Origin of the sequence: Anaerorhabdus sp. (assembly GCF_036657415.1) — a bacterium.
Taxonomy (GTDB): Bacteria; Bacillota_I; Bacilli_A; order Erysipelotrichales; family Erysipelotrichaceae; genus Anaerorhabdus.
Map to the genome: position 1 here is coordinate 1 of NZ_JAVXGL010000047.1, position 7,493 is coordinate 7,493.

7 protein-coding genes and 1 pseudogene are annotated in these 7,493 nt (G+C 32.2%); all 8 read left to right on the forward strand.

All coding sequences use genetic code 11. From position 1 onward, the window contains the following. The first annotated feature begins 503 nt into the window (after positions 1 to 503). A complete protein-coding gene (locus RSB60_RS07580) occupies positions 504 to 2,597 on the forward strand; it encodes a BglG family transcription antiterminator (protein ID WP_332615526.1) in 2,094 nt (697 codons plus the stop codon). A 114-nt stretch (positions 2,598 to 2,711) separates the two neighbouring features. Next, complete coding sequence (locus RSB60_RS07585; protein ID WP_332615528.1) at positions 2,712 to 3,155, forward strand: PTS sugar transporter subunit IIA; 444 nt, start codon at positions 2,712 to 2,714, stop codon at positions 3,153 to 3,155. 11 nt (positions 3,156 to 3,166) lie between these two features. Further along, the gene (locus tag RSB60_RS07590) at positions 3,167 to 3,445 is read left to right on the forward strand and encodes a PTS sugar transporter subunit IIB (RefSeq protein WP_323381674.1); all 279 of its coding nucleotides are present in this window, start codon (positions 3,167 to 3,169) and stop codon (positions 3,443 to 3,445) included. A 19-nt stretch (positions 3,446 to 3,464) separates the two neighbouring features. Continuing rightward, entirely contained in the window at positions 3,465 to 4,751 is a 1,287-nt protein-coding gene (locus RSB60_RS07595) for a PTS ascorbate transporter subunit IIC (RefSeq protein ID WP_332615530.1), read from the forward strand. 58 nt (positions 4,752 to 4,809) lie between these two features. Continuing rightward, the gene (locus RSB60_RS07600; protein WP_332615532.1) at positions 4,810 to 5,586 is read left to right on the forward strand and encodes an HpcH/HpaI aldolase family protein; all 777 of its coding nucleotides are present in this window, start codon (positions 4,810 to 4,812) and stop codon (positions 5,584 to 5,586) included. After that, positions 5,576 to 6,187: an SIS domain-containing protein gene (locus RSB60_RS07605; protein ID WP_332615534.1), complete on the forward strand. Its 612-nt coding sequence runs from the start codon at positions 5,576 to 5,578 to the stop codon at positions 6,185 to 6,187. The genes RSB60_RS07600 and RSB60_RS07605 overlap by 11 nt, the downstream gene beginning before the upstream one ends. Position 6,188: 1 nt before the next feature. After that, positions 6,189 to 7,085, forward strand: coding sequence for a 4-hydroxy-tetrahydrodipicolinate synthase (gene dapA, locus RSB60_RS07610; RefSeq protein ID WP_332615536.1), 897 nt, complete (start codon positions 6,189 to 6,191; stop codon positions 7,083 to 7,085). Between the two features lies 1 nt (position 7,086). Continuing rightward, positions 7,087 to 7,493 (forward strand): annotated as a pseudogene (locus RSB60_RS07615) (ketohydroxyglutarate aldolase); the annotation flags it as partial.

The window sequence follows — 7,493 nt, forward strand, 5'->3', positions numbered from 1 at the left end:
CAATCTCTTTTTCTTTTTATACAAGATGGTATAAAAGTGATGGTGAGTGAGTTTAAATTAGAACTGAACGATGTTATAGTAAGTGTACTAAGATAAGTAGTTCAAAAAGGAAAAGAGAGGACCGTTAATCCTCTCTTTCTTTTCGCTACATACTGGAATGTGACTACCTAATCCTTATCTTGGCTCTTTAGTAAATAAAGTAGGATTAGAACTAAAATTAAGTAGTTCATCTTTTTTATGTCTTTCATCACAAGCCAGCCGATAGCGTTCCTATTAAGAAGTGTCATTGGGCACCTCCTAAACATTTATAGTCAATGAATTCTGTTTTCCTAAAATTAATCAATTATTATTTTATAGTTATTATTCTTTTTGAATTTAAAATATAAGTTAACATATGATTTTATGATAGGTGTAAACATTGTATATATAGTGAACAAAAATAAAACTTGTCTTTTAACTTCGAAAAGTTATGATAGACTTGTATAAGAATAAGGGGAGATATCATGGATAATAAATTATATGCATTGATGAATTTACTCTGCAAAAATACTTATCTAACTTTAAAAGAGATTGAGCAACAAACTTCATGTACAAGAAGGCAGGTTTTATACCGTCTTGATAAAATTAATCAAGAACTTATGAGTGCGAAGATAGAAAAAATAGAAGTACTTCAATCTGCGATTACAATAACACAAGAGATACGTAACAAGTTGAACTCACTTATTCTAGACAACACAGAAAAAGATTATTTTTTGTCTTCAAGAGAACGACAACTTACAATGTATCTTTTAATGTTTATAGAACTGCCATATCTTTCATTGAATCATTTTATAGATAGTTTAAAAGTATCAAAATCAACAGTTTTAAATGAGTTGAAAGAATTAGAGTTAATGTGCAAAGAATATAGTATCGAAGTACGTTATGATCGTAATCGTGGATATTTTATTTATGGGAAAGAATTAGATTTGAGAAGGTTTATGATGATAGAAGTTATTGAAACTTTCTCGAAAGAAAATAATGGGAAATTTTTTGACTTGTTTATTGAAGAAAATCATTTGGATATTTTTCAGTATTCTAAATTAGTAATTGATGAGTTGTCAAAAAAACATGGAATGGAATTTGTAGAAGATCGCCTCGGTGAATTTATTTACATCTTTATTTTTTTGAAAGCAAGAATTGTGAATTGCAGAAACAGTGATATTTTTAAAAGTGATATTGATCATTCAACAATAGAGTTAATGAAAACGACTAAAGAGTATGCCTTTGTTTGTGACTTGATTTTGAATTATAAACAAAGTGATTGTATCGCTCAAAGTGAAATATTATATTTAACAGCATGGATACTTGGTCTATCAGTAGGGAATCCAGAAGAAGATACTACGGATTGTCTAACAATTGCGAATATAGTAGAAAGATTAATGTATCGCTTTGAAATCTTAAGTGGTGTTCAATATAAAAATAGTGAAGATATATTTAGAAAGTTATATTGTCATTTAAGACCAACATATTATCGCTTGTTGTATCATCTTCCAATTGTGAATCCGTTAAAAGAAAAGGTGAAGCAAGAACATTTTAAATTATATACATTGGTATTGGAGACAGTAAAACCACTAGAAGCTTTATTTGGTCATCCAATTCCAGAAGATGAAGTTGCTTACTTAACAATGCATTTTGGTGCTATTTACGCAAATCGCGCAATGGTAAAAATAGGAAATCAAAAAGTAGGACTAATCATTTGTAGTAATGGATTAGGAAGTTCGGCAATTCTTTATTCTGAATTAACTTCGTTGTTACCAGAAATACATTTCCTAAAACCTTTAGAAAGCAACAACTTAAAGAATGTTGAAGAAGAGTATGATATTGTTTTTTCAACAACATTTATTGATGAAGATGCATTAAATGGAAAACCAATTATTTATGTTCGTCCAGTTATGAATATGCAAGAAAGATATCAAGTGGTTCGCGAAGTTTGTATGAAACTAAAAAATACTTTTAGTAATATTCCTAATATTGAACAAATAATAAGCATTGTTAAAAAATACGGAACAGTTGAAAATGAAATAGGATTATCCAACGACTTGATTACTTATTTTTCTATGACGGAGTATTATGAAGAAAAGAAAGAAAATTTAAAATTATCCGAAATGGCAGATCCTCATTTAATGAATATACAATTAGATGCAGTTGATTGGGAACAAGCAATTAGAATGAGTGGAGAAAAACTTGTAGAACATAATTATGCAACTGAAGGGTACATTCAAGAAGTAATTGCCACAACTAAAATAAATGGACCTTTCTATGTAATAACAACAAACATTGCACTTCCACATGTAAAGACAGAGTACGGTGCACTTAAAATTGGACTTGGAATTACAACACTTAAAACTCCAATTTATTTTGGTGCGAAAGATTTAGATCCAGTAAAATATATTTTCTTTTTGACAGCTTTAGATAATGAAACGCATCTCAATGCATTAAGTGAATTAGTTGCACTGTTTAATGAAAAAGAGTTTTATGAAACATTGGATAATGCAAAGATTCCGCAGGAAATAAGTGATTATATCCTCAACTATGAATTAAATAAACTGTCTAAATAAGTGACAGTTTATTTTTTGTTTAGGTAGGGTAACAAATGTTGGACTCAATAAAGATTGTTGTTATTGAGGATTACGAATAAGATGTAGTTGTAAAAGAAAAAGGGGTGAGAAAAAATGCTAAAAGACATGGTGAGTGAAAATCTAATCAATTTAAAAATTGAAGCAACTGATTGGCAAGATGCTATACGTAAAGCAGCTAAGCCATTAGTAGATGCAAACAAAATCAAGGAATCCTATGTTGATGGAATTATACGCGCGGTACATGAAATGGGGCCTTACTTTGTTTTGACAAAACATGTAGCGTTGGCTCATTCTAGACCGGAAGATGGAGTAATTGAAGGCGCCATTGGAATCGCTACTCTTGCAACACCAATTGAGTTTGGTAATCAAGATAACGATCCAGTAAAATACATATTCACGCTATCTGCGGTTGATAACAATGCACATCTATCTGCTTTGAGTGATTTAGCGGGATTATTAGAACAACAAGAATTCTATGATCTATTAGATCAATCAAAATGTCCAAAAGAAATACTCGATTATATTAATCAATTATAGGAGGAAGAAACATGTATAAAGGATTAGTTGCATGTCGTGCTGGTATGGGTTCTAGCATGTTGCTTAAGATTAAAGTGGAACAAGTTATCAGTGAACAAAAAATGGATTTACAAGTTGAACATGGAAACTTAGATTCTCTTGTAGGGTTTAATGGAGATGTTGTAATCACTATGGAAGATGTTGCGCATGAAATTGCAAATCAAGTTCCATATGCAATTGGTATACGTAATATCATGGATAAAGAAGAAATCAAAGCTAAGCTTGATGAATTCTTTAACTCAAAAAAATAAATAAATAGGAGGATAGAAAATGTTAGATGCAATCTTAGCGCAAACGCGCAATACTGCACTTATCGTAGGGATAATCGCTTTAGTTGGGTTACTACTACAAAGAAAGCCAGCAACAGATGTAATTTCAGGAACAGCTAAAACAATTATGGGATTTATGATTTTCAATATTGGTTCAAGTTTTATTGGAACAATCGTTGGAAACTTCACAACGTTATTTAATACAGGATTTGGTATTCAAGGTGTAACAACGCAAGTAGAAGTTGCGACTGCAATGGCACTTGATACTTATGGTACAGAAGTAGCTTTAGTTTTGTTAGTAGGATTTGCAGCCAACTTATTGTTTGCTAAATTCACACCGTTTAAAGCAATCTTCTTAACTGGACAACACTTCTTATACTTTGCATGTGTATTAGCATTAGTATTTATTGCATTTGATTTACCATCAGTAGTAACAATCATTGGTGGAGGTATTATCTTAGGATTCTGTGGAGCAGCACTTCCTACATTATGTCAACCATTCATGAATAAGATAACAGGTGATGACAAATTAGCAATGGGTCACTTCAACTGTATTGGATATGCAATCTCTGGATTGATTGGTAAATTATTTGCGAAATCAAATAAAGAAACTAAATCAGATTCTAGTAGTGTTAAATTACCAAAATTCTTCTCATTATTTAGAGATTTCATTTTCTCAATTGCAATCTTCATGGTTGTATTATTCTATATCGCTGTATTTGCTTGTGTAGCTACAGGAAATCTTGAAGCTGTAACAGCAATGTCAGGAAATGATTTATGGTTTGTATATCCATTATTACAAGGTTTACAATTCGCTGCAGGTATGAGCGTATTGATTTATGGGGTTCGTCAATTCATTGCAGAAATTACTGCAGCATTCGTTGCTATTTCTGAAAAATATATTCCTAACTCTAAACCAGCAGTTGACTGTCCAGCGATTTTCCCATTCGCTCCAACAGCAGTTGTTATTGGTTTCGTAGGCTCATTTGTTGGTGGTCTATTTGGAATGCTGTTAATGATTTTATTTAAGAGTCCAGTTATTATGATTCCAGCTGCTGGTATTTGCTTCTTCTCTGGAGGTACTTGTGGAGTATTTGGAAATGCTTATGGTGGATGGAAAGGTGCACTTGCGGGGTCATTTGTCATCGGTATTGGATTGGTGGTATTACCATTACTTCTATATCCAGCATTTGCACAATTAGGTATTTCAGGTGCTAGTTTCCCTAACATCGATTACAACATTATTGGTACAGGAATTTACAACGTATTAAAAATATTTATTCAATAATTTAAGCAGATGAGAACAGGGAAAAATCTCTGTTCTCATTTTAAAAAGAGAGCTATATATGATTAAAGAAAAAATGAGCAATAACTATATCAAAGGATGTTTTATGAAAATTGTAGATAGTACAGCAATGGTTTTTCTAGCGAAAAATGCAAATCTTGATTTTCTATTTTATGACATGGAACATGCGATGTTTGATTTACAAACAATTCACAATTGTGCTTTACTGGCAAAATCAAATAACATTGGAATATTTGTAAGAGCACCTGAATGTAGTAAAGGATATGTATCAAGAATACTGGATGCCGGAGCTAATGCAATTATGGTGCCAATGGTTGAATCAAGAGAACAAGCAATAAAATTAAGAGATTGGTCAAAGTATCCGCCATTAGGAAATCGTGGTTATGCAGGAGGTGCAAACACAATGTATGCACCTAGTGGTAACCATGAAAATAACATGTTGAATCTTAATAAAGAAACAATAACAATTGCTCAAATAGAAACAGTGCAAGGTATCGCACATGTGGAAGAAATTGTCAGTGTTGATGGCATAGACGCAATCATTGTAGGACCAGCAGATTTATCAATTTCACTTGGAATACCAGATGGTAAAGATACAATAGAGCTTTATAAAAATATTAAAATTGTTCAAGATTGTTGTCGAAAATATCATAAAGCTTTTGGAATTATTGGAAAGTTAGAATTGCTGGAACAGTTTAAAGATTATTTACAAATTGCGATTTCAGCGATTGATACAAACTGTATTTTAGAAAGCTTAAATCGTTATAACAAAGAGTATGATCGACTATTGAAAAAGGAGATACATGATGGAAAATAAATTAGATAGTTTCTTAGATACAGTAAAAAATGAAATCTCTGAAAACATAGAAAATATAAATAAAGAAGACTTAAAAAAAGCAGTAGAAATTATTTTAATTAGTGAGAAAAATGGAGGAAGACTTCATGTGACAGGAATCGGAAAACCGGGTCATGTTGCAGGATATGTTGCATCACTTTTTTCAAGCACAGGAACACCAGCATATGAATTACATGGTACTGAAGCAGTTCATGGCTCAAGTGGTCAAGTGCGTTCAGGGGATGTTGTTATTGCTATATCAAATAGTGGAGAAACTACAGAACTGAAAGCAACAGTTGAAACATTACATAGAAATGGTGCACATATTATTAGTTGTACCGGAAACAAAAACTCATGGCTGTCAAAAAATTCTGAAGTGTGTTTACTTGCACATGTTGATAAAGAAGGAGATATATTGAACAAAGCACCGCGTGCTTCAATATTATCGGAAATCTTAGTATTACAATCATTGAGTGTATTACTCCAAGATGCTAAAAATTTAGATTTAAATCAATATGTTAAGTGGCATCCAGGTGGAAGTTTAGGCGAAAGTATACGTAAGATACAAGAAGGAGATAAATAAGATGGAATTCGAAGGAATCATTACCCCGATTGTTACTCCGTTTACGGATGATACTCAAATTATTGATTTAAATGAAACAAGAAAATTAGTAAATCGTTTAATTGAAAGAGGTGTACATGGATTATTTCCGCTAGGGACTAATGGTGAATTTCACGTACTTTCAGAAGAAGAGAAAATAGCATTTGCAAGGACAGTTATTGAAGAAACAAATCATCGTGTACCTGTCTATGTTGGAACAGGTGCAAATAGTACACAAGAAGTAATTCGTTTATCAAACATTATGAAAGATTTAGGAGCGGATGCAGTTTCTGTTGTAACCCCTTATTTCTTGATTCCTACAGATGAAGAAATTGTAAATCATTATAAAATGATTGCGAAAAATGTAGACTTACCAATTATTATTTATAACATTCCAAAATGTACAGGAATGAACTTATCGGCAGATATATTAAAGCAACTTGTCCATTGTCCAAATATTAAAGCAATAAAAGATAGTAGTGGTAATATGGATAATTTAAAATCATATATTGAGGCAGTAAAAGGAACAGATATTAAAGTATTAGTTGGATCTGATTCGGCAATTCTTAAAGGACTACAATTAGGTGCACATGGAGCTGTAGCGGGAACAAGCAATTGTATTACTAAAGAAATTTTAGGAATTTATAATAGTTATAAATCGAATGATTTAGAAAAAGCAAAAGTTTATCAAGATTCAATTGAACCGTATCGTGCAGTGCTAAAACTTGCGACAACACCAGCAATCATGAAAATGAGTGTAAGTCTTGATGGAAAGGGATGTAATGCAGGACCTGCTAGATATCCAGTGTCACCCTTAAACGATGAACAAATAGAGAAAGTTAAGGAAGTGATTGAATATTATCACAACTTGGTAATATAAGATGCGTAAAGCTGAAACCACAATGCGTATGTACAATACAGGAGCATTAGCGATTGTACGTGTAGAAACAATTGAAAGAGGATTAGAGATAACTGAAGGTTGTTTAAATGGTGGTATTGATGTATTGGAAATTAGTTATACATTGAATAATGCAGGTAAAGTTATTGAGGCAATCGCATCAAGATTTAAAAAAGATATTTGTGTGGGTGCTGGAACAGTACTTGATAGTGAAACTGCAAGGCATGCAATACTTTCAGGAGCCCAATTTATTATTGCGCCAAATTATGATGAAGGTGTCGCTAAGATGTGCAATCGTTACCAAATTCCTTACGCTCCAGGATGTACTTCATTAACAGAAGCAGTAAATGGTTTAACAATGGGTGCTTCATTTATTAAAGCATTCCCAGT